The following is an 18,477-nucleotide window of genomic DNA, read 5'->3' on the forward strand; positions in this document are numbered from 1 at the left end:
CCCCTCGGGGCCTGAAAACCGAAAGGGCCCGCCGGACGCACCCGACGAGCCCGGCCCACTGAGCACCAGCAAGGAAGTGGACCCGATGGAGTCCAGCATCCCACAACCCGCTGTCGAGCAAGTCTCGCGCCCCGCAACCCGGGTGGAGGCCGGCCATGCCTGAGCCGCTCAGCCCCGAGTACCTGCGCCAGGTGCAGGACCGCATCATGGCGACGCGCCCTGGCCCCTGGCCCATCGCGCCCGACGACGCCGGTCTCCCCGCCGGCTTCGGCCCCTTCTCGTTCGTCGAGGCGTGGCAGGACGACGAGCGGACCCCCGCCATCGACTTCTGCTCCCAGGCCCGCACCGACATCCCGCGTCTCCTGGGCGAGATCGCCCGGCTGAAGACGGAGCTCGCCCTGATCCAGGGCGCGCGAGTGCCGAGGCAGACGCGGGGCGGTGAGCACCTGTGACCAACAAGCCCCCCGGAATCAGCGCCGCCCGCCTGAAGGCCATCCGGGCCCGTGCCGAGCGCTGCCCCGGAGCGCCCGAGGGGCGGGCGCTGCGCGACCTCCTCGACGAGAACGCCCGACTCCTGAACGACCTGGTCGAGCTGACGGCCGCGCTGCCGCCGAACCCCCTGACGGTCGCCGAGCGGGCATCGCTCATTGGCGCCGCACGCGGTGAGACCCGCGCGCAGACCGGCGAGCGGCGCGGCGTGTCCTACGACACCGTCCGCACCCAGCTCGCCATGGTCCGGCGCCGCCTGCGGGCCACCAGCACCGCACAGGCCGTCGCTATCGCCTGCATCAACGGCTGGATCACCCGCCGCGACATCACCCCGGAGGACCCCCGATGACCAGCATCCGCGACTGGCCCACGACGAAGACGACGTACGCCGTCGTCGACGCCACCTTCAGCGGACTCGCCTTCCGCGATGACGAACCCGACTGGGAGTCCCTCCTCGGCCCCGAGGGCCGCGCGCAGGTCCGGCTCCACCCGAGCCTCGACACGACCGCCTGGGTCAACGACTGCGGCCTGCTCCTTCCCGAGACGTACGCCCGCAACGTCGTCGGCTCCTGCCTCCTCCTGGCCATGGGCGCCCGCCCGCAGCCGTACGCCGGGCCCGTCGTGCTCACCGGCTGGGACCACGCCGCCGAGGGCCTCGGCCCCGAGGTCCGCTCGCTCGCCATGCCCGCGATGAGCCTGCTCAGCCTGCACCGCCGGGTGCGCGCCGCCGTCGACGGCACCGCCCGGCCGAACTCCCTCGCCGAGCGCGACTGGGCGCGGTCCATGCGGGACTTCGCCGACTACGTCCGGGGCGCACCCGCCCCCCACCTCACCCTCACCCCCGTGCCCGTCACCTCCATGGGAAGGACCGACCGCTGATGGACGCCATCGTCTTCGACCTCCGCCCCCGCAAGCTGTCGCCCGCGCTCGACGCCGAGCGCGTCCTCGGCCAGATCGAACGCGGCGAGGTCCGCGCCGACCCCGACGCCGCCCGCGAGATCGCCGCCCGCCACGAGGCCGCCTACGGCAACGTGTGGCCCCGCGGCGAGCAGGACGACGCCGACACCCCGGCGAGCCACTGATGACCACCCGCCCGACGTCAACGCCGCCCGGCGCCGGCCCGCACGTGCCGCCCCCGGGACCCAAGGCCGGAGAGGGGAGCCGCTCCGACGCCCCGCTGACCCGGCCTGCGTCGGGCGGGTCCCACGCCACTCGCTCGGCGTCAACCTCAACAAGCAGGACGCCATCGAGATCCGCGACCTCTACTCCAAGGCGTACGCCAACGCCGAGCGGAACGGGAAGCGGGACTCCGCCTGGCACACCAACTTCGAGCAGCAGTGGGCCAAGAGCAGCGTGCGGCGCCTCGCCAAGCTGGTTCCCACCTCCCCGGAGGTCATCCAGCTCATCGACGCCGACAACGACGCGGACGCCGGCCGCGAGCACATCATCCGCGCCGTCCCCGTCGTCTCCTACACCGAGACCTCCACCCCCGACGGCGACAGCACCACGTGGCCCGAGACGACGCAGCCCGGCAGCGGCACCGTCCCCGCCGCCGACGACCTCGACGAACAGGCGAAGGCCGGTGAGCAGCAGTGAGCGCCGCCCTCACCCTCACCGTGTACGGCACCCCGGCCCCGCAGGGCTCGAAGACCCGCAATGCCTACGGCGCCATGTATGAGTCATCGGCGAAGGTCAAGCCGTGGCGCGAGGCCGTGAAGACAGCCGCGCTCGACGCGATCCACCACGACGAGGCATGGACGGCGCTGGACGGCCCGGTGTGGCTGGACATGCAGTTCACCCTGCGGCGGCCGAAGAGCCACTACCGCACCGGTCGGAATACGGGACTGCTGAAGGCGACCGCGCCGCCATACCCGACCGGCAAGCCGGATTTGGACAAGCTGATCCGCTCCACACAGGACGCCCTGAAGGACGCCGGGGTGCTCTCCGACGACAGCATCGTCGCCTCCCTCGGTGCCAGCAAGGTCTACGTGCTCTGGGGCGACGCCCTCCGCACTCCCGGCGCCGTCATCAAGGTCTGGCGCCTCACCGACTTCCTGAAGGAGCCCTCGGTATGACCCAGTTGAAGTTCGACGCCAAGGTCAGCGCGTCAGCAGCGGAGGCGCTGGAACCGCACACCCGGCCCGTGTACGAGAACCCGGGTGCCCGCCGCCTGTTCATCGGCGAGTTCGCGCACACCGAGCGCACGCAACCCGCGCCCGGCTCCGAGAAGGAACCCACCGCGAAGGTCCGCATCACCCACCTGGAGATCCCCAACCAGGACCAGGAGGGCTACGTACGCGAGGCCCTGCGTTTCCTGCACCTCCAGCGCACCGCCCGCGGAACCCTCGACGACGACGGCCAGCTCGAGCTCGACGAGCACACGCTCCGGCTCACCGGCGGTCAGCTCGCCTACATCGAGACCGCCCGCCTGAAGGCCGGCCTGTCGCAGTGGGCCTCCTACGCCCGCCGCGCGCTGCACGCCTCCGACCTCACCGTGTCCGAGATCCACCACGAGCTGAAGACCATCGCCGACGGTCTCACCGCCACCCTCAGCGGCGTCCGCGAAGACGGCGGCGAGTAGCAGCCCACCTCATCCCCAGCTCCACAACCGTCCAGCTCCACAACCCGCGAGGAGGTGACCACCATGACCAGCATCCGGCGCCAGCGCGTGCGCGTGCCCTGGCGGGTGATCGCCTCCTCGCACTACTCCGACGCCGCCCTCGCCGTCTACATCAAGATCGCCGCCCTCGGGCTGCGCCCGGAAGGCTGCACCGCCTCCGTCGCCTACCTCGCCGGCCTGCTCGGCCTGTCCATCTCCACCGTCGAGCGTGCCCTCACGCAGCTGATGCGGCCCGCGCCGGACGACGACGTCGTCGAGCTGACCAGCTACCGCCGGACGCAGAAGGGCGGACGCGGCACCACCGCCGTCCGCCGCGTCAGGAAGCCCGCCGCCGTCGAGGCCTACGTGTGGCTGCCCAGCGACCTTCCTGAAGCCCTCAGCCCCCGCCTGACGCGCCTGTACGCGGGCATCGCCTACGGGGCCGCCACCGGGCAGAAGACGACGCTCGCTGAGCTCGGCGACGTGCTGCGCCACCGCGACGGCAAGCGGGCCGGTCAGCCGCTCGACCCCCGCTCCGTGCGCCGCCTCAACAGCAAGCTCGCCAGCCTCGGCTGGATCAGCCTCGACCCGCGCGGCGGCGAACGCGGCCGCCACCTGTACCACGTCCACGACGCACCGCAGCAGCCCCCGCTCACTGCGGACATCCATGACGGATCGGGTGCGGATCTTGATGCTGGATCCCTCGCGACAGAGGAAGAACCTAGGACTGACTCACCCGATGACGAGCCCGCACTGGGGATCCGCCGTAGGCGAGAACAGGTAGTAGCGCGAGGCCCTGTGGAAAACCCGGGACCGTCGCTGCCCGCCGCGCTGAGGCGCCCGTACGCCGGGCCGCAGCTGAGTCTCGCTCCGCGGATCTGGCGAGTCCTCAAACCGGTCAAGCCTCTGCTGCCCGGCCTGTCGCCGTACGTCGTCCGCCAGCTGGCCCGCGAAGTCGGCCGCCAACTCGACCAGGGCGCCGAGCCCGAACGCCTCCGCTGGCGCCTGGAACACCGCTTCGCGTCCACCGACACCATCCGCGACCCCGGCCGCTGGCTCCTCGGCGCCGCGATCGTCCGCCACGGCTGCGGCATCACCGAGTGCGAGAGCGGCTTCATCTGGCGCACCGGCGCCGACTGCCACTGCTCCCAACTGCCCCCGACACGCCCCGCCGGCCCCGCACGACCCGACACACCCCGGCCGGCCCCCGGCCCCCGCAGAAGCACGCCCTGGTCGTGCCCCTGCCCCGACTGCCAGTCAGCACCCACCGGGAGCGTCCGATGACCCACCCACCCACCGACCTGCCGTGCCCAGCCTCCGCGGAACTCCTCGCCCTCGCCGCGAAAGCTCGGCCCGACTGGGACCCTCACGCCCTGCGCGACACCCTCGCCCAGGCCCGCCACCACGGCATGACGTGGAGCCAGGTCCTCGCCGTCACCGGCCGGCTCCTCGCCGACCCCCGCGCCACCCCCGCAGACCTCATCAGCGAGGCCCCGGAGCCATGGCGCCAGCGACGTACCGCCCCGATACCCGAAACCGCACACCGCGGAGCAGCGGCAGTACGAGCCGCGCTCCATCCCGACACCAACCCCACTTCCTGAGGGAGATGATGGCGATGGCCACAGCACACCGCGTCGCCGCACGCCGCTCCACCCCGCACCACCACGGACACAGCCCGCTCGCCGTCCTCATCCGCTGGACGCTGAGGCACTCCCGCTACGCGGCCCACTGGTACTTCGAGCACCTGCGGACCAGCCTGCCCGTCACCGACCCCGACCGGCACGCCCTGGAGAGCCCGGCCCTCGAGGACGCCTTCGCCCACCTCGCGATCGAACACCCCGACCTCGTCACCCCGGCCGACGGCGGCCCCGCCGCCCGCCAGGCCGACCGCGAAACCGTGCTCCTCGCCGCCTGCGACGCCTGGTTCCGCGCCTGCCACGGCCCCGAACAGTCCTGGACCCCGCAGACCACGTGCAGCTACCGGCGCCTCCTCGACGACGTCCACGCCTGCTTCACCAACCCGGCCGGAGGCGAGTCATGACCGTCTACGCCCGCCGCGCCGCGCAGGCCCCCCCGGACCTGCACGCCCTGATCACCGCCCGCGTTACGGCCCTCGCCGGCACCGGCATCGGCGAGCTGCGCCTCACCCCGTACCAGCGCGGCACCACCCGCTTCTGGTGCGTGATGGCCCTCGGCGTCGACCGGCGCGAGGTGCCCCTCCCGCAGGGCGCCCCCCGGCGCTTGAGCGACGCCCTGCGGGAGGCGTTCCCCGCCGCCCGCTGGGACCGCGCCCAGGACTACGACGTGCGCAGCGGCATCCTCACGGAGCACGTCATCGTGCTGCCGGAGATCCTGAAGGGCAGCGTCCTGTGAGCCCGTGGAAGACGACGCGGCCCCGCGTCGACCACCAGGCCACCGCCGCCCGGGCCGTTGCCGCGGCCGGACGGTGGGTGTTCGCCGGGACGTACGGGAGCTCGTACACCGCCGACTCCATGGCCCGCCTCGTCCGCACCGGCTCCGGCCGCCGGATGACCGCCTACGACCCGGCCGGCGCCTACGACGCCTACACCGAGCGCGTCGACGACGGCCACGCCCTGTACGTGCGCCACGTGCGCGGTGAGCACCGGTGACCGGCCGACGCATCGACGACCTCGACGTCCCGCTGTCCCGGCTCCAGGCCGACATCCGCGCGCTCGTCACCCGCCAGCGCGCGCACGCGGCGGCGGCCGACGCCGACTTCGCCCGGTCCATCGCGTCCGGGCTCACCGAGTCCTACGCCGACTTCTGCGCCCGCACCGGCGGGCCCTACACCCCCGGGAGCAGCCGATGAACGGCCCCGATCACTACCGCCAGGCCGAGCGTCTCGCCGACCAGGCGAACCACTTCACCTACGGCGACGGCGCGGACCCGGCAGTCGGCGCCGCCCTCGCGGCCGAGGCCCAGGTCCACGCGACGCTCGCGCTCGCCGCCGCGACCGTCGTGGCCGCCTCGGTCGACGGCCTCGAGCCCGGCATGTCCATCGAGGAGTGGAAGGCATGGAGCCGCGCCGTCGCGGTTGACCCCGAGGGGAGCGAGCCGCGATGACCAGCATCGAACGGGCCGTCGAGGAACTGGCCTACCCCTGCCGGCGGGTGGAGCTGCCGCCGGAGAACCGGCGGCAGAGCGAACAGGCCCTCGCCCTCGAGGCCCGGCTCGCCGACCTCCAGGCCGTGAACGAGGCCGCCTACGCCCGCGACTACGACGCCACCGGCGGCCCCCGCTTCGACACCGAGCAGCCGTTCGGGCACGAGGTGGAGCCGCAGCCCGGGCCCAGCCCGCGGGTCCACTACCGGTTCCTCGGCGGAAGGGGCGGGCTGTGACCGGCTACCTGATCGTCTCCGCGCTGATCGGCGCCGTGATCGGCGCCATGGCCGTCTGGCCGTCCGTCCGGCCCCGCATCACCACCAACGACACCCCCGAGGAAGGCGACGAGCAGTGAACCTGACCATCTGGCGCGGCACCGGCGCGCACCGCGCGGCCACGAAGGCCGACCTCCAGGCCGAGAACGCCGAGCTCCACGCCTTCCGCACGGCGGCCGACGACTTCTTCCTCCGCCTCATCGAGGACCGCGACGGCGTCTACAACGCCTGGCAGGCGGCGGAGGGGAAGGCCTCGGACGCCGAGATCGTCGTGGTGTGCCAGCAGGCCCAGCTCGAGGACGCCCAGGCCGAGATCGTCGCGCTGCGCGCCGCCCTCGCGAACGCCGGGGCCGTGAACGTCCCGCCCGCCCACCGCGACGTCGACGACGGCGACCACCCCACCGAGCCCACCGGCATCAACGTCAGACCGATCTGGGACGCCCTCGGCGCCTCCGCCCGCTGAACACCCGTCCCCGCCCGGGGCGCCACCCGGCGCCCCGGCCCTCACCCCAGGAGAACACCACCGTGCTCAACCGCCTCATCAACCGCCTGCGCCAGCAGCCCGACACCACTCCGCCCCAGCAGCAGGACACCCCCGCGGACCGCCCCGCCACCACCGCCGTTCCGCCCGGCCTCGTGTCTCTCGTGAAAAGCGCCGGCATCAGCCTCGAGAAGAAGGGCCTGACCGGCACGCGTGCCGCGGTCTACCTGGTCCTGGACCGCTCCTACTCCATGCACCCCTACTACGACAACGGCGCCGTGCAGCACCTCGCCGACCAGGCCCTCGGCCTGGCCGTGAACCTCGACGACGACGGCCGCGTGCCCCTCGTCTTCTTCGACACCAAGGCATACCCGCTCACCGAGGTCACCCTCCGCCGCCACGACGGCGTCGTCGCCGAACAGCACCGCACCCACGGCGGTGTCATCACCATGGGCGGCACCCGCTACGCCGTCGCCATGGAGGCGGTCATCAGCCACTACACGGCCTACCGGGCGGCCGGCGGCGGTGACCCGGCCCTCGTCATCTTCCAGACCGACGGCGCGCCCCAGGACCTCGCCGACACCCGTCTCCTTCTGGCCGAGGCATCCGAAGAGCCCCTGTACTGGTCGTTCGTCGGCTTCGGGCCCCGCCGCGTCCCGTTCCTCGAGCAGCTCGACCACCTGGGCGGCCGGCTCGTCGACAACGCCACCTACTTCCACGCCGGCGACACCCCGCGGCGCATCTCCGACACCGACCTGTACGACAGCCTCCTCGCCGGCTTCGCCTCGTGGCAGGCCGAAGCCCGCAGGAAGGGCCTGCTGTGAGTGCCGGCCCGAACTCCTGCCCGCTGTGCAACGGGACGATCCCCTGCCTCAAGCACGGCACCAGTCACACCCCCTGACCCCCTGCACAGGCGCAGCCCCCGCGGACTGCGCCCCCGGAGGACCATCATGAGCAGCACCGCCCACGACCTCACCGTGCTGACCGGCCTGCGCAAACACGGCGACGCCTGGCAGGACATGGGCCTGTGCCGGACGCAGGGCGAAGACCTTGAGACGTTCTTCAGCAGCGACCTCGTCGGCCGGGCCAAGAGCATCTGCATCCGCTGCCCCGTCATCGACGACTGCCGGGCGTGGATCATGTCCGTGGAGGACGGCCTGTCTGCGACGAGCCGGGACGGCGTCTTCGCGGCGCTCACCTCCGACGAGCGCGCCGCGCTCGACCCGGAGGTCCGACGGCGGGAAGCGGAGGCCGCCAAGCGGCGCAGCGAGAACAAGCCCGCACCGCGCCCCGACCGGCCCCAGCCCGCCGCTGCGCCCGTGCGCCCGCTGGACGAGCTGAAGGCCCTGCCCCTCGATGACCTCGACCTCACCGCCCGCGTCCACAACGCCCTGCGCCGCATGGACATTCACACCGTCGGCGACCTCATCGCGCTGACCGAGGCCGAAGTCCGCAGCATCCGGCTCTGCGGAGCCGGGGCCTTCGCACAGATCACGGACCGGCTGGCCGCCCTGGGCCTCGCCCTGCGCGAGCCGCAACCACGCGTCCGCGACGACCTGAAGCCGTGCGGCACGACCGCCGCCGCGAAACGCCACGAGCGCGCCGGTGAGCCGCTGTGCGCCCCGTGCCTCGCGGCCCGCGCCTCCCGCGCCCAGCGCCGCCGCGAGGAGCAGCAGGACGCCCTCGTGTACGCCGCCTGGATGCGCGGGCTGACCGACCAGGACATCGCGCACGCCACCGGCTTCGCGTCCGTCGTCGTCCGCCGCGCCCGCGCCCGCCAGGGCCTCCAGGCCCACGAGCGGCAAGGAGCACACGCGGCATGAGCGAACGCGAGCACGGCACCTACGCCAAGTACAAGCTGGACCACTGCCGCTGCTACCCGTGCTGCGCCGCGGTGAGCAGGTACGGGCGCAACCGCCGGCAGGCCATCGCCTACGGCCGCTGGCAGCCCTACGTCGACGCAGAAGCCGTCCGCCAGCACGTCCGCGCCCTCGGCGAGTTCGGCATCGGCTGGAAGCGCGCAGCCCACCTCGCCGGTCTCAGCGTCTCGGTCGTCGGGAAGCTGTTGTACGGCGCCCGGAGGGGAATGGCCCCGTCGAAGGTGGTACGCAGCCGCACGGCCATGCTGCTCCTGGCCGTCGAACCCACCCTCGACAACCTCGGGTCCGTCGTCCCGGTGGACGCCACCGGCACCCGTCGCCGACTTCAAGCCCTCGTCGCGGCCGGATGGCCCCAGGCGCGGCTCGCCACCCGGCTCGGCATGGGCCCCAGCAACTTCGCCAGGACCTTCCAAAGAGACCAAGTCACTGTCAGAACCGTACGGCTCACCCGCAGCGTGTACGAGGAGCTGTGGAACGCCGACCCTCGAGCGCACGGCGTCGACAACCAGGCATACGCGCGGGCCAAGAACCACGCGGCGGCCAACGGCTGGGCGCCGGCTGGCGCCTGGGACGACGACCGGATCGACGACCCCGCCGCTTTCCCGGACTGGACCGGGATGTGCGGGACCCCAGAGGGTCACCGGGAGCACCGCCGCGTCGGCATACGGTCCTGCCAGCCGTGCCGAGACGCCGTGGCAGCCGAGCGCCGCACCAGCCGGGCAGCCTCATGACCACGACCGCCCGTCCCAGCGCCGAGTGGCACACCCGGGCGGCGTGCGCGGGCGCGGACATGAACCTCTGGTTCCGCCCGCCCCGCGATGCGCAGGCGGCCCTCGACACGTGCTGCCGGTGCCCCGTGCGGGCCGAGTGCCTCCACGACGCTCTCACCCACGAGACACCAGGCGTACGGCGGTACGGAATCCGCGGCGGCCTGACCGGCCCCGAACGCAGCCAGCTACCGGACCTGCCCCATTCCGCCACCGAAGCGATCACCGCCCTCCACGAACTCCTCGCCACCCTCGACGAAAGGACACCCGAACCCATGACCACCACGCCTGTCCCAGACCCGGCGCCTGCCGCTGACCTTCAGGTCGCAGCCGGCACCGGCGACGGCAAGTCTCTGCCTGTCGGCAAGCTCCTGGCCTGGGGCGAGCAGCACGCCGACCCTGAAGTACAAGAGCAAGCCGCATGCGCCCGCGTGGCCCTCGCCACCCTCCGCGAGCGCCACACCGCAGACCAGGAACTGGCCGCGCTCACCGCCGAGCGCGAGCGCCTGGAGCAGCGCCTCGCCGACCTCGCCGCCCGCGAAGCCGAGCTGGCGCCGGCGAAGACGAAGAAGAAGCGCCGCCCGCACGTCCGCGACTACGACGCCCGCACGGTCCGCACCTGGGCCGCCGCCAACGGAGTCGAGTGCGCGTCGAGCGGCCAGATCCCCAAGCGCGTGCTGGACGCCTGGCGCGCCGCCACCACACCGGCTTGACCACGGCACCCGCCACCGCGCCACCACTGTCTGACCGCCGCCCACGAAGGAGCAGCACCGTGTACCCGACCCTCTTTACCACCCCCGGCGTCAAGGACTTCGCCGAAGCCATCGACGCCGAGCGGCAGGCCCAGCTCGCCAAGTTCGGCGACCAGAAGCACCCCGACGGCACCGGCCTCCCCTTCCAGAAGCACGCCGCCCGCCGCTACCGCCAGGCCGCCGACGACAACGCCGCGGCCGGCGTCCTGCGCTGGCGGGACGTCCTCCTCGAGGAGGTCCACGAGGCCCTCGCCGAGGCGGACCCGGCCCGGCTGCTCGCCGAGCTGGTCCAGGTTGCCGCCGTCTGCGCCGCCTGGGTCCGCGACATCGACACCCGGCCGCACTCCATGGTGTGCGGGCACTGCGGCCAGCCGATCCCGGTCATCGAGGGTCAGCACACGTGGCACGGCCCGGTGCCGCTGCCCGGCCAGCCCGAGTGCACGGTGCCGCGCTTCCACCTCGGCCGGGAGTACCCCGAGTGCCGGAATGCCAGCTGAGTACGCAGTAGCCCCCGCTCGCGGACATCGAGCGGGGGCCCACGCCGACCCTACCCACCACCAGGAGCCACACCATGACCTTCGAGTACCGCGACACCGCTGGCGACACCCTCATCGTCGAGAAGGACTTCGCCGGCCCGTTCGTCGTCTTCCACGCCCCGCCCAACGGTGTCGCTGTCGACCTGGCCCGCGTCGAGGAGGTGGTGGCCGGCATCCGGGATGCCGCCCGCCAGGCCGTGTGCTGCCACCTCCACAAGCCGGAGTGCTGCGACCCCGAGGACTGCGGCCCCTGCTGCGAGGACTGCCCGGCGTGTGAGGTCGGCATCGAGCACACCGAGCACTGCCCGACCCCAGAGACCCACAACTGGGGCTGCGGCTGCCCGACAGACGAGATGGCCCGCCAGACCACCGAACCGCCGGCCGCCGAGGATGACCTGTGCGCGCACTGCGGCGTCCCCCGCAGCAGCCACCACCACGCGTTCACCAGCACCGCTCAGTTCGACGCCGCCAACCCGTGCCGCCTCACCACCGACGGTCCCGCTGTCGGGCGGCAGGACGCCGAGGACTGCCCGGCGTGTGAGGTCGGCATCGAGCACACCGAGCACTGCCCGACCCCAGAGACCCACAACTGGGGCTGCGGCTGCCCGACAGACGAGATGGCCCGCCAGACCACCGAACCGCCGGCCGCCGAGGTGGAGGCCCCGCCCCTGCTCCGGCCCTGCTCCTGTGGTCTCCAGGCCCCGCACACGTTCTGCCCGCCGTTGTGGGGCCCGGCAGCCGAGGACACGCGCCCCGAGCCGCAGGACCACCCCGACGCCGAGCTGTACGTGCTGCTCCGCAAGGCCGGCGCGGACCACGAGACCGCGCAACAGCTCATCCACGGCCACGCCCGCATGGTCATCCGCCAGCACCAGGCGCTCAACGACGACGGGCCCGCCGTCGGGCGGCAGGACGCCGAGCAAGCCGCGCGCGACGACCTGTACGACGCCCTCGACCAGTCCTGGTACCGCTGGGACCCGCCGACCACGGCCAAGGGCACCGGCATCATCCGCCTCATCGACGCGTACCGGGCCGCGATCCTCAACAACGCCGCCGACACCTTCGACCTCGGGGGCGACACCCACGCTGGGGCGCGCCTCCACGACATGGCCGACCAGTACACCGAGCCGGGGGCCGAGTCGTGACCGCCGAGCCCGGCTCCCAGCCCACCAACCCGGCCGACCTCGACGCCGACGAGCAGGCCCACCTCGACCTCCACGAACCCCACACCGACCACCGGCCCATCACCACCATCAACCCCGGGGAGTACCTGTGACCCAGCAGACCATCAGCGACCTCCGCCGCGAGCTGGAGAAAGCCCGCCTCGCCCTCACCGACGCCCAGTCCCACCTCGCCGCCCACGCCCAGGCGAACGCCTCTCTCCACTGCGCCGCCGAGGTCTTCTACTCGCCGCTCCACGCGAAGGTCACCGCCGCCATCACGGGCGTCGAGCACGCGCTAGCACGCACCGACCAGCCGGCCAAGCCCGATCACGACGACACCAACTGCCCCTGGGTGTGGCTGATCAGCGACCTCGACCGGTGCGAGCACGGCCGCCACGAGGGCGACGCCTGCGGCGGAAGCTGCGGCAGCACCTCGAAGGGCAACCCGCACATGCAGCCGGGCGCCGTCATCGGCTACACCCTCCGCCGCGGCCCGCTCGTCATGCCGCATCGCGAGGACAAGCGCACCTTGTCGGCCTGGTACCAGAACGGGAGCGCCCGATGACCCAGCCCGACACCGACGACACCGCCCGCACCACCAAGCGGGTCACCGGCACCTTCACCCTCACCTTCCACGGCGACTACATCGACGCCGACGACATCCCCCGCTACTTCGAGCAGTGGGTGGACGGCGGCCTGGAGGACCGCGACGACCTCCGCGGCTGGTCCTTCGACATCACGGAGATCGACGAGGTCACCGGCGACCCGGAGGGATACGACTCATGACCCTCCTCGACCGCCTCCGCATCCTCGCCTCCCACACCCGCCGCGGCCTCCGCGCCGAATGCCCCCGCCAGTGCGCCGAAGGCCACACCTACCGCCGGCCCTGCGCCCTCGCCCCGACCCGGAGTACCCGATGAACCCCACCGTTCCCCGCCGCTTCTACCTCCACCGCACCACCGACAACACCGGCGTCTCCGGCACCGGCCGCGTCGCCGACGGCATCCTCTGGACCGACGGCACCGTCTCCATCCGCTGGCTCGGAGAGCGGCCCTCCACCGTCTTCTGGAACTCGATCCACAACGCCCTCCACGTCCACGGCCACGGAGGCGCCACCCGCGTCGTCTGGCTCGACTTCGAGGAGACCGAGATCGAGAACGACCTGCCGTGCCTGCACTGCATCGACGGCCACGGTGCGCCCGACCGTTGCACCTGGGGCGTCCGAGTCGGCCCCCAGCGCGACGGCGACGGCCAACCGGTACACCTCATCGTCGGGCCCACCGACGGCCAGCACGTCGCCCCCGAGGACGCTGCGTGGCTCCGGACCGTCATTCACCACGCGCAGACCGGAGACGCCCGATGACCCAGCCCAGCCCGGACGAGGCCAAGGCCATCGACGAAGCCCTCCGAGGCCAGCGGCCCGCGATCGTCTGCTACGCCCAGTGCGAGTCCTGCCAGTGGGGCATGTGCTACGACGACCCGACCCCGCACCCGTGGGCCGGCCCCGACGACATCGAGCACGCCCGCGAGACCGGCCAGCCCGAGCCCACCGAAGTCTGTGCCTGCCCGTGCGCCCACCCCGCCGCCGACACCCCGCCGCCCGCCCCGGCCCGTCACCCCTACACCCACGCCGACACCAGCACCCCCGACGACCCGCCCGTGACCGACATCCACCCCGAAGGGAAGTACCTGTGACCATCCAGCCCGAGATCACCATCAGGGTCGACCGCGGCCCCCAGCTCATCTACACCAGCTACGACCAGGCGGACGACAACAAGCTGACCCGCGTCCCCGTCGACCGCGTCCCCGTCGACGACCCCCGCGAGCGTGCCCTGTGCCGCGCCCTCCTCCTCCACGCCCTCACACTCCTCGACGCCAGCGAGCCGACCCGCACGACCGGGAGCGCCCGATGACCCAGCCCAGCCCCGCCGCCGAGCCCCGGCACACCGCCGACACCACCACCTCGAACGCACTCAACCAGCTCCACGCCCGCGCCGAGAAGGCCGAGGCCGAGCGGGACGCCTACCGAGACGCCTGGCACTCCGCCAAGGACCGCGCCCGCAAAGCACACACCGCCCTGGCCGCGCTCCACGAAGGCGAGCAGCCCCGCGACGACGAACGCATCGTCCCCACACCCGGACAGTGGATCTGGCAGTGGAACCGCGCCACCCCAGAACAGCGCCTGGAGTTCGCCGCACGGCTCATCAGCGGCAGCGAACGGGCCGACCGCTGCGTACTGGAGCACCACCCGGCACAGATCGAACAGCTCAAGGACCGCGCCGCCCAGGCCGAGGCCGCTATCGATCGTGTCCGCACCTATGCCGCCGACCTCGACCGCGCCGGTTGGACCCAGGCCGCGATCGCCCGCCGCATCCGCGCCGCCCTCGACGAGCCCCACAACCAACCGGCCACCACCGGCCACGACTACCTGTCCACTGGCTGTCTTCACGGCCGCCACGACTACTGCAACAACACCCGCGGCATCGCAGGACCCAAGACGCCCGCGCAGTGCAAGTTCTGCGCGGCGCAGTGCGTCTGCCACTGCCACAGCGAAAGGCCGCACCCCGATGGGGAGCAGCCGGCGGCCAGCGCCCGCCCGGTCCACCCCGATGGCACGCCCTACCGGTATTCCGAGATCGCCGCCGAGGGCTGGGAGCACTGCGACGGCTGCGGACAGTGGGGCCGCGGCTGGACATCAGCCTCTCCCCACGACTGCCCGAACCCCCCGAAGGCCGCAACCGAGGAGTAACCGTGAACCAGCCCCAAACGCCATACGCCTACACCCTCCACGCCATCAACGAGACCGCCCAGCGACTCAACCTGATCACCGGCGGCAGGTCCGTCCCTGGTGACGTCGCTACCCGCGCGCTCATCGCCCAGTCCAACCTCGCCATCGCGGGCGGGCTCCTCGCCATCGCTGATGCCCTCCGCACGAGCCAGAGCACGGAAGCGACCGAGCCCCGGACATGAGCAAGGGGCGCGCCTCCACGACCTCCCCCCACCGGGCCACCCACACACGGTGCGCCCCTGCCACGCCAGGAGAACCGATGATCCGCCGCCTACGTATCCTCGCCAGCCACCTCCGCCGGGGCCTCCGCGCCGAATGCCCCCGCCAGTGCGCCGAAGGCCACACCTACTGCCGGCCCTGCGCCCTCACCCCGACCAGGAGCGCCCGATGACCCAGCCCAGCCCCGCCGCCGAGACCCTCCGCGGCCTCGTCCGTACCGCCCTCCACGACGCGGGCATCAGCCAGGCCGAAGCCGCCCGGCGACTCGGTCTCTCGACCAAGCACATGAGCCACATGCTCACCGGCCGGGCCGTGCTGACCCTCGACTGGGCCGAGCAGATTCTCGGCCTGTGCGGGCGCCGACTGACCGTGCGCTCCGTGTCCGCCCGCCGAGACCGCCGCATGACCGAGGAGACCGACCAGTGACCCAGCCCAGCCCCGCCGCCGAGCAGCTCCGCGAGCAGATCGCCGCCGCGATCTACGAGCAGGCTGCCCAGCCGCACAAGTGGCCGGACGCCCACCCCGACGACGTCCTCGCATACGGCGGCGACGCCCAGGCCGTCATGGCCGTCGTCCAGCCCCTCCTGGATCGCGCCGAACGGGCCGAAGCCGAGATCGAGCGGATGAAGCTCCTCGTCGCAGCCAGCAACGAAGACGGACAAGCCATCCGCATGGCCGCCCGGTGCGCCGAGAAGGCCAACGAACAGCGCACCCGCGCCGAGAAGGCCGAGCGCCGCGTGGCCGAGTACCGCGACTCCCGCCGCCGCTGGATGGAAGCCGCCTACGCCGACCGCCGCACCGCCAACGAGCAGCACGCCCGCGCCCAGGCCGCCGAGGCCGCCAACGAACGCGTCCGCGCCGAGTGCACGGCCACCCTAGAAAGCCGGCACTCCCACCAGTTCCGACGCGACCAGTGCGAGCGGATCCTCGCCGCCCTCGACCCCCGGGAGCCCCAGCCCGGGGCCGACACGAAGGAGAACTGACTCATGGCCCGCGTGTTCTACGACTGCGAGTTCATCGAGGACGGCCGAACCATCGACCTCATCAGCATCGGCATGGTCCGCGAGTCCGACGGCGCCGAGCTGTACCTCATCAACTGCGAGGCGCCGTACGAGAGGATCGTTCACCACACGTGGCTCCGGCAGAACGTCCTGCCCACCCTGCCGATGCGCTGGCCGCTCGGCCGCGAGGACAACCCGGGTGTGTGGGCCTGGGACGACAACCACCCGGACGCCTCGTCGCTGGCAACCCGCATCTACATCACTGACCGCGTACACGACTTCATTCTCGACACCGACGACCCGCAACTGTGGGCCTGGTACGGCGCCTACGACCACGTAGCTCTCGCCCAACTGGCCGGGCCCATGGCGCACCTCCCCGACGGGATCCCCATGTGGACCAACGACCTGAGGCAGGAGGCCCAGCGCTTGGGGAACCCGCAGCTCCCGGAGCAGCCGGCCGGCGTTCACAACGCGCTCGCCGACGCCCGTCACAACCTCGTCCGCGCCCAGGCCCTCGACAAACTCGCCGCCCCCGCGTCGGCTCGGCGCTGCGTCGCGTCGCACTGCGTAGAGAACGACCACATCTACATGGCCGGAGACACCGAGCGATGAGCCGAACCCTCATCATCCAGACCGAGCCCGTGGAGGAGATCGCGGTCGCGCCGGAGACCCTTGACCAGCTCACGGCGACCCTGCGCGCCGCGCTGGCCGACCGGCTCGGCGAGCCCGTCACCACGGCGGAGATCGGCAACTACCGGGGCCTGCCGCTCATGCCCGACGCCACGATCCGCCCCGGTGTCGTTCACCTGCGCCCGAAGGAGAGCACCCGTGGCTGAGCTCGACGGCCTGGTCGCCGATCTCACCGACCGGTGGACCGGCGACGCCACAACACCCGGCGACGGAGGACCGGGCCTGATAGCGAGGCTGGACTCCCTCGGCCTGCGCACCCGGCAGCCGCGGCAGGCCGGCGGGCACACCCCGCCCGGGTCCCGGCCGCCGACGTCCCTGGAGGCGGTCAGCTGGTCGGAGCGGATCAAGGCCGAGGCCGTCGCCCTGGACCGGGAGCTCCGCGGTTCGCAGCACGAGCAGCTGTGGTACCGGGCGCTGCGCGCGCTGGCGCCGGGCGCGGAGAACGCGGGCCGGGTGGGGGAGGTAACGCGTACCGTCGGACGCTGGCACGGCACTGTCCTCACCGTCCTGGGCCTGCGCGGGCCGTCCGTGCACTTCCGGCACGCCCTGTGCCTGGCGTGTGGGCAGCGGACCGTGTACGGCCGCGCGGATGATGATCGGCCGCGGGCCTGGTGCGTGAACGATGCGTGCGACGACGAGGAGACCGGGCAGCCCGCGCGCTACGAGGGACGCCGGCTGTACCTGCTGACGGAGCACCGGACGGTGTGAGCGGGGGAGGCCCGGAGAGTCCGCCGGGCCTCAGTCGTCGTCGGCGAGCCGGCGGACGGTGGGCTCGCGCCGGCGCTCGATGCCCCCGGCGCGGGCGATCCGGCGGAAGTATTCGGTGCTGAGCCCGGTCAGCCTGGCGAGGTCTCCGACGGTGGCGCCCGCGTCCCGCATCTCGCGCACGGCCATCTCCCGCAGCGGCTCTTTGATCTCGGCCTGGTCGTCGACGAGGCGCTTCTGCTTCCGGAAGAGCTTCGCTGCTTCGTCGGAGGGTTCGTAGTTGCTGCGGGCCATGTCGCCCATCGTCGCACGGGAAGTGATCTGTGTGGGCCGCACTGTTGGCCACCTCCTTGGTAAAGAATCATGGACCACGCCCCCTTAGGCCATTCCATAGGCCAACATGTTGTCCTATACTGAAGGGGAAGGCAAGAGAGACCACCTCTCGAAGGGGGCGTCATGAAGCCGCAGCTGAGCCGCCGTATCACCGTCGCGGAGTACCTCGTCCGGCAGGGTCTCCCGGCCGACTGGCGCTACGCATCCGCCTACGGAAGGGCCGCCGCCCGGGTCTACCGGCAGACGTACCGGCGCGAGCCCGGCAAGGCATTCCGCATGATCGGCCTCCGCTTCTACCGCGTCATGGCCTACCGCCCCGCCGAGGCCCACGTCCTGGTCGCCGCCTGGGACCAGTACCCGCGCACCGCATCCCTGCCCGTCCCGGTCCGCTGAGGAGGCCCGCCATGCCCACTGTCGACCCCGCCGCCCAGGCCCGCTTCGACGCCCTCATCGACGAGTACGAAGAGGTCAGCCGGACCGTCGCCGGAGCGACCGCCGTGCGAGGCCCCAACGAGTACCGCGCGCGCACCCAGCTGTCCTACGCCCGCCGCGCCTTCCGGCTCGCCAGGCTCATGGCCCCGGCCGAGGGCGAGCCCCGCGCCGACTTCGACCGCCAGCTCGACACCGTCCGCACGTCCATCGACGCCGCACGGCGCCTGATCACCGCCTGAAGGGG

Annotated in this window: 40 protein-coding genes; 39 read left to right on the top strand and 1 reads right to left on the bottom strand. The window is 72.6% G+C overall.

Features of this window, described 5'->3' with window-relative positions:
- The first annotated feature begins 155 nt into the window (after nucleotides 1-155).
- The 37 genes from OG393_RS30675 (at nucleotide 156) to OG393_RS30855 (ending at nucleotide 17,471) form a co-directional block, all read left to right on the top strand.
- Nucleotides 156-452, top strand: coding sequence for a hypothetical protein (locus OG393_RS30675; RefSeq protein WP_327377947.1), 297 nt, complete (start codon nucleotides 156-158; stop codon nucleotides 450-452).
- On the top strand, nucleotides 449-838 hold the full coding sequence (locus OG393_RS30680) for a LuxR C-terminal-related transcriptional regulator (protein ID WP_327377948.1): 390 nt from the start codon (nucleotides 449-451) through the stop codon (nucleotides 836-838). Before OG393_RS30675 ends, OG393_RS30680 begins: the two co-directional genes overlap by 4 nt.
- Nucleotides 835-1,368, top strand: coding sequence for a hypothetical protein (locus OG393_RS30685; RefSeq protein WP_327377949.1), 534 nt, complete (start codon nucleotides 835-837; stop codon nucleotides 1,366-1,368). Before OG393_RS30680 ends, OG393_RS30685 begins: the two co-directional genes overlap by 4 nt.
- Entirely contained in the window at nucleotides 1,368-1,571 is a 204-nt protein-coding gene (locus OG393_RS30690) for a hypothetical protein (protein ID WP_327377950.1), read from the top strand. Before OG393_RS30685 ends, OG393_RS30690 begins: the two co-directional genes overlap by 1 nt.
- 271 nt (nucleotides 1,572-1,842) lie before the next feature.
- Nucleotides 1,843-2,085, top strand: a complete 243-nt coding sequence (locus OG393_RS30695) for a hypothetical protein (protein ID WP_327377951.1) — start codon at nucleotides 1,843-1,845, stop codon at nucleotides 2,083-2,085.
- Nucleotides 2,082-2,564: a RusA family crossover junction endodeoxyribonuclease gene (locus tag OG393_RS30700; protein ID WP_327377952.1), complete on the top strand. Its 483-nt coding sequence runs from the start codon at nucleotides 2,082-2,084 to the stop codon at nucleotides 2,562-2,564. The genes OG393_RS30695 and OG393_RS30700 overlap by 4 nt, the downstream gene beginning before the upstream one ends.
- On the top strand, nucleotides 2,561-3,070 hold the full coding sequence (locus OG393_RS30705; protein WP_327377953.1) for a hypothetical protein: 510 nt from the start codon (nucleotides 2,561-2,563) through the stop codon (nucleotides 3,068-3,070). The genes OG393_RS30700 and OG393_RS30705 overlap by 4 nt, the downstream gene beginning before the upstream one ends.
- Nucleotides 3,071-3,133: 63 nt before the next feature.
- Entirely contained in the window at nucleotides 3,134-4,372 is a 1,239-nt protein-coding gene (locus tag OG393_RS30710; protein ID WP_327377954.1) for a hypothetical protein, read from the top strand.
- Nucleotides 4,369-4,689, top strand: a complete 321-nt coding sequence (locus OG393_RS30715; RefSeq protein ID WP_327377955.1) for a hypothetical protein — start codon at nucleotides 4,369-4,371, stop codon at nucleotides 4,687-4,689. The genes OG393_RS30710 and OG393_RS30715 overlap by 4 nt, the downstream gene beginning before the upstream one ends.
- A 14-nt stretch (nucleotides 4,690-4,703) precedes the next feature.
- Nucleotides 4,704-5,129 (top strand): hypothetical protein, encoded by a 426-nt coding sequence (locus OG393_RS30720; RefSeq protein WP_327377956.1) that lies wholly within the window; start codon nucleotides 4,704-4,706, stop codon nucleotides 5,127-5,129.
- Nucleotides 5,126-5,461: a hypothetical protein gene (locus tag OG393_RS30725; RefSeq protein ID WP_327377957.1), complete on the top strand. Its 336-nt coding sequence runs from the start codon at nucleotides 5,126-5,128 to the stop codon at nucleotides 5,459-5,461. Before OG393_RS30720 ends, OG393_RS30725 begins: the two co-directional genes overlap by 4 nt.
- Nucleotides 5,458-5,718, top strand: coding sequence for a hypothetical protein (locus OG393_RS30730; protein WP_327377958.1), 261 nt, complete (start codon nucleotides 5,458-5,460; stop codon nucleotides 5,716-5,718). Before OG393_RS30725 ends, OG393_RS30730 begins: the two co-directional genes overlap by 4 nt.
- Complete coding sequence (locus OG393_RS30735; RefSeq protein ID WP_327377959.1) at nucleotides 5,715-5,918, top strand: hypothetical protein; 204 nt, start codon at nucleotides 5,715-5,717, stop codon at nucleotides 5,916-5,918. Before OG393_RS30730 ends, OG393_RS30735 begins: the two co-directional genes overlap by 4 nt.
- Entirely contained in the window at nucleotides 5,915-6,172 is a 258-nt protein-coding gene (locus OG393_RS30740; RefSeq protein WP_327377960.1) for a hypothetical protein, read from the top strand. The genes OG393_RS30735 and OG393_RS30740 overlap by 4 nt, the downstream gene beginning before the upstream one ends.
- A complete protein-coding gene (locus OG393_RS30745) occupies nucleotides 6,169-6,447 on the top strand; it encodes a hypothetical protein (RefSeq protein WP_327377961.1) in 279 nt (92 codons plus the stop codon). The genes OG393_RS30740 and OG393_RS30745 overlap by 4 nt, the downstream gene beginning before the upstream one ends.
- Nucleotides 6,444-6,566 carry a hypothetical protein gene (locus OG393_RS30750; RefSeq protein ID WP_327377962.1) on the top strand — a complete coding sequence of 41 codons (123 nt, stop codon included), beginning with the start codon at nucleotides 6,444-6,446 and terminating at the stop codon, nucleotides 6,564-6,566. The genes OG393_RS30745 and OG393_RS30750 overlap by 4 nt, the downstream gene beginning before the upstream one ends.
- Entirely contained in the window at nucleotides 6,563-6,949 is a 387-nt protein-coding gene (locus OG393_RS30755) for a hypothetical protein (RefSeq protein WP_327377963.1), read from the top strand. Before OG393_RS30750 ends, OG393_RS30755 begins: the two co-directional genes overlap by 4 nt.
- 62 nt (nucleotides 6,950-7,011) lie before the next feature.
- Nucleotides 7,012-7,791 carry a VWA domain-containing protein gene (locus OG393_RS30760; protein WP_327377964.1) on the top strand — a complete coding sequence of 260 codons (780 nt, stop codon included), beginning with the start codon at nucleotides 7,012-7,014 and terminating at the stop codon, nucleotides 7,789-7,791.
- 126 nt (nucleotides 7,792-7,917) lie between these two features.
- Complete coding sequence (locus OG393_RS30765; protein ID WP_327377965.1) at nucleotides 7,918-8,790, top strand: WhiB family transcriptional regulator; 873 nt, start codon at nucleotides 7,918-7,920, stop codon at nucleotides 8,788-8,790.
- Entirely contained in the window at nucleotides 8,787-9,578 is a 792-nt protein-coding gene (locus OG393_RS30770; protein ID WP_327377966.1) for a hypothetical protein, read from the top strand. The genes OG393_RS30765 and OG393_RS30770 overlap by 4 nt, the downstream gene beginning before the upstream one ends.
- Nucleotides 9,575-10,327, top strand: coding sequence for a WhiB family transcriptional regulator (locus tag OG393_RS30775; RefSeq protein WP_327377967.1), 753 nt, complete (start codon nucleotides 9,575-9,577; stop codon nucleotides 10,325-10,327). Before OG393_RS30770 ends, OG393_RS30775 begins: the two co-directional genes overlap by 4 nt.
- A 59-nt stretch (nucleotides 10,328-10,386) precedes the next feature.
- Entirely contained in the window at nucleotides 10,387-10,863 is a 477-nt protein-coding gene (locus OG393_RS30780) for a hypothetical protein (RefSeq protein WP_327377968.1), read from the top strand.
- A gap of 74 nt (nucleotides 10,864-10,937) precedes the next feature.
- A complete protein-coding gene (locus OG393_RS30785; protein ID WP_327377970.1) occupies nucleotides 10,938-12,047 on the top strand; it encodes a hypothetical protein in 1,110 nt (369 codons plus the stop codon).
- Entirely contained in the window at nucleotides 12,044-12,178 is a 135-nt protein-coding gene (locus OG393_RS30790) for a hypothetical protein (protein ID WP_327377971.1), read from the top strand. Before OG393_RS30785 ends, OG393_RS30790 begins: the two co-directional genes overlap by 4 nt.
- Nucleotides 12,175-12,630 (top strand): hypothetical protein, encoded by a 456-nt coding sequence (locus OG393_RS30795; protein WP_327377972.1) that lies wholly within the window; start codon nucleotides 12,175-12,177, stop codon nucleotides 12,628-12,630. Before OG393_RS30790 ends, OG393_RS30795 begins: the two co-directional genes overlap by 4 nt.
- Nucleotides 12,627-12,851 carry a hypothetical protein gene (locus OG393_RS30800; protein ID WP_327377973.1) on the top strand — a complete coding sequence of 75 codons (225 nt, stop codon included), beginning with the start codon at nucleotides 12,627-12,629 and terminating at the stop codon, nucleotides 12,849-12,851. The genes OG393_RS30795 and OG393_RS30800 overlap by 4 nt, the downstream gene beginning before the upstream one ends.
- Nucleotides 12,848-12,985 (top strand): hypothetical protein, encoded by a 138-nt coding sequence (locus OG393_RS30805; RefSeq protein WP_327377974.1) that lies wholly within the window; start codon nucleotides 12,848-12,850, stop codon nucleotides 12,983-12,985. Before OG393_RS30800 ends, OG393_RS30805 begins: the two co-directional genes overlap by 4 nt.
- Entirely contained in the window at nucleotides 12,982-13,428 is a 447-nt protein-coding gene (locus tag OG393_RS30810; protein ID WP_327377975.1) for a hypothetical protein, read from the top strand. The genes OG393_RS30805 and OG393_RS30810 overlap by 4 nt, the downstream gene beginning before the upstream one ends.
- Nucleotides 13,425-13,760 (top strand): hypothetical protein, encoded by a 336-nt coding sequence (locus OG393_RS30815; RefSeq protein WP_327377976.1) that lies wholly within the window; start codon nucleotides 13,425-13,427, stop codon nucleotides 13,758-13,760. Before OG393_RS30810 ends, OG393_RS30815 begins: the two co-directional genes overlap by 4 nt.
- On the top strand, nucleotides 13,757-13,978 hold the full coding sequence (locus OG393_RS30820) for a hypothetical protein (protein WP_327377977.1): 222 nt from the start codon (nucleotides 13,757-13,759) through the stop codon (nucleotides 13,976-13,978). The genes OG393_RS30815 and OG393_RS30820 overlap by 4 nt, the downstream gene beginning before the upstream one ends.
- Nucleotides 13,975-14,814, top strand: coding sequence for a hypothetical protein (locus OG393_RS30825; RefSeq protein WP_327377978.1), 840 nt, complete (start codon nucleotides 13,975-13,977; stop codon nucleotides 14,812-14,814). The genes OG393_RS30820 and OG393_RS30825 overlap by 4 nt, the downstream gene beginning before the upstream one ends.
- Before the next feature lie 2 nt (nucleotides 14,815-14,816).
- Nucleotides 14,817-15,035, top strand: a complete 219-nt coding sequence (locus OG393_RS30830; protein WP_327377979.1) for a hypothetical protein — start codon at nucleotides 14,817-14,819, stop codon at nucleotides 15,033-15,035.
- A 205-nt stretch (nucleotides 15,036-15,240) separates the two neighbouring features.
- Nucleotides 15,241-15,498, top strand: a complete 258-nt coding sequence (locus OG393_RS30835) for a helix-turn-helix transcriptional regulator (RefSeq protein WP_327377980.1) — start codon at nucleotides 15,241-15,243, stop codon at nucleotides 15,496-15,498.
- Nucleotides 15,495-16,055 (top strand): hypothetical protein, encoded by a 561-nt coding sequence (locus OG393_RS30840; protein WP_327377981.1) that lies wholly within the window; start codon nucleotides 15,495-15,497, stop codon nucleotides 16,053-16,055. Before OG393_RS30835 ends, OG393_RS30840 begins: the two co-directional genes overlap by 4 nt.
- Before the next feature lie 3 nt (nucleotides 16,056-16,058).
- Nucleotides 16,059-16,685: a 3'-5' exoribonuclease domain-containing protein gene (locus OG393_RS30845; protein ID WP_327377982.1), complete on the top strand. Its 627-nt coding sequence runs from the start codon at nucleotides 16,059-16,061 to the stop codon at nucleotides 16,683-16,685.
- Nucleotides 16,682-16,909: a hypothetical protein gene (locus tag OG393_RS30850; RefSeq protein ID WP_327377983.1), complete on the top strand. Its 228-nt coding sequence runs from the start codon at nucleotides 16,682-16,684 to the stop codon at nucleotides 16,907-16,909. Before OG393_RS30845 ends, OG393_RS30850 begins: the two co-directional genes overlap by 4 nt.
- On the top strand, nucleotides 16,902-17,471 hold the full coding sequence (locus OG393_RS30855) for a hypothetical protein (RefSeq protein WP_327377984.1): 570 nt from the start codon (nucleotides 16,902-16,904) through the stop codon (nucleotides 17,469-17,471). Before OG393_RS30850 ends, OG393_RS30855 begins: the two co-directional genes overlap by 8 nt.
- A 30-nt stretch (nucleotides 17,472-17,501) precedes the next feature.
- On the opposite strand, the gene OG393_RS30860 is transcribed toward OG393_RS30855, so the two are convergent.
- Entirely contained in the window at nucleotides 17,502-17,762 is a 261-nt protein-coding gene (locus OG393_RS30860; RefSeq protein WP_327377985.1) for a hypothetical protein, read from the bottom strand.
- A gap of 162 nt (nucleotides 17,763-17,924) precedes the next feature.
- Here OG393_RS30860 and OG393_RS30865 point away from each other — a divergent pair, with 162 nt between their 5' ends.
- Together OG393_RS30865 and OG393_RS30870 are read left to right on the top strand one after the other, a co-directional pair.
- Nucleotides 17,925-18,194 (top strand): hypothetical protein, encoded by a 270-nt coding sequence (locus OG393_RS30865; RefSeq protein WP_327377986.1) that lies wholly within the window; start codon nucleotides 17,925-17,927, stop codon nucleotides 18,192-18,194.
- Between the two features lie 11 nt (nucleotides 18,195-18,205).
- Nucleotides 18,206-18,472: a hypothetical protein gene (locus OG393_RS30870; protein WP_327377987.1), complete on the top strand. Its 267-nt coding sequence runs from the start codon at nucleotides 18,206-18,208 to the stop codon at nucleotides 18,470-18,472.
- The last annotated feature ends 5 nt before the right edge of the window (nucleotides 18,473-18,477 follow it).

It is taken from the genome of Streptomyces sp. NBC_01216 (genome assembly GCF_035994945.1).
In the GTDB taxonomy this organism is placed as follows: domain Bacteria; phylum Actinomycetota; class Actinomycetes; order Streptomycetales; family Streptomycetaceae; genus Streptomyces.